1 protein-coding gene is annotated in these 1,235 nt (G+C 48.2%); it reads left to right on the top strand.

What is annotated here, in order from left to right; genetic code table 11:
* Nucleotides 1-21: 21 nt before the first annotated feature.
* Nucleotides 22-1,212, top strand: a complete 1,191-nt coding sequence (gene tuf, locus IOD06_RS13415) for an elongation factor Tu (protein WP_010201720.1) — start codon at nt 22-24, stop codon at nt 1,210-1,212.
* The last annotated feature ends 23 nt before the right edge of the window (nt 1,213-1,235 follow it).

Here is a 1,235-nt window from a genome sequence, read left to right as displayed (position 1 = left end):
CCAAAAAAAGAGGAAATACCCATGGCAAAGGCCAAGTTTGAACGCAGCAAGCCACACGTCAACGTCGGTACCATCGGACACGTTGACCATGGTAAAACAACCCTAACAGCCGCTATCGCAACCGTAGCAGCAATCACCTCAGGTGGCGAAGCCAAAGACTACGCGTCTATTGACTCAGCCCCAGAAGAAAAAGCACGTGGCATCACCATCAACACCTCACACGTAGAATATGACACCCCAGCACGTCACTACGCTCACGTTGATTGCCCAGGTCACGCCGATTATGTTAAAAACATGATCACCGGTGCAGCCCAGATGGACGGCGCAATCCTAGTAGTATCTGCAACTGACGGCCCTATGCCACAAACACGTGAGCACATCCTGCTTTCACGTCAGGTTGGCGTACCGTACATCGTCGTATTCATGAATAAATGCGACGTTGTTGATGACGAAGAATTGCTTGAACTAGTAGAAATGGAAGTTCGTGAATTACTAAGCGACTATGACTTCCCAGGTGATGACACCCCAATCATCCATGGTTCAGCTACTGAAGCCCTAAAAGGCTCACAAGAAAAATATGGCCAACCAGCTGTCGTAGAACTACTAAACGTTCTTGACACCTACATCCCAGAGCCAGAGCGTGACATCGACAAAGCATTCCTAATGCCAATCGAAGACGTATTCTCAATCTCAGGTCGTGGTACTGTTGTAACTGGCCGTGTTGAATCTGGTATCGTTAAAGTTGGTGACGAAATCGAAATCGTCGGTATCCGCGACACTCAAAAAACCACCTGTACTGGTGTAGAGATGTTCCGTAAACTGCTTGACGAAGGTCGTGCAGGCGAAAACTGTGGCGTACTACTACGTGGTACTAAGCGTGAAGACGTACAACGTGGCCAAGTACTTGCTAAGCCAGGTTCAATCACTCCTCACACCAAGTTTGACGCTGAAGTATACGTGTTGAGCAAAGAAGAGGGTGGTCGTCACACACCATTCCTAAACGGCTATCGTCCACAGTTCTACTTCCGTACTACTGACGTAACTGGCGCAATCCAATTACAAGATGGTACTGAAATGGTAATGCCTGGTGATAACGTTGAGATGGGCGTAGAGCTTATCCACCCAATCGCTATGGACAAAGGTCTTCGCTTCGCTATTCGTGAAGGCGGCCGTACTGTAGGCGCTGGTGTTGTTGCTAACGTATTGAACTAATCTATCAGTCTCAGTAATGAGCT

This window comes from Psychrobacter sp. N25K4-3-2 (genome assembly GCF_015351755.1).
GTDB lineage: Bacteria > Pseudomonadota > Gammaproteobacteria > Pseudomonadales > Moraxellaceae > Psychrobacter > Psychrobacter glaciei.
The sequence above is the reverse complement of the archived record's forward strand: the minus strand, read 5'-3'. Positions and strand labels throughout refer to the sequence as shown.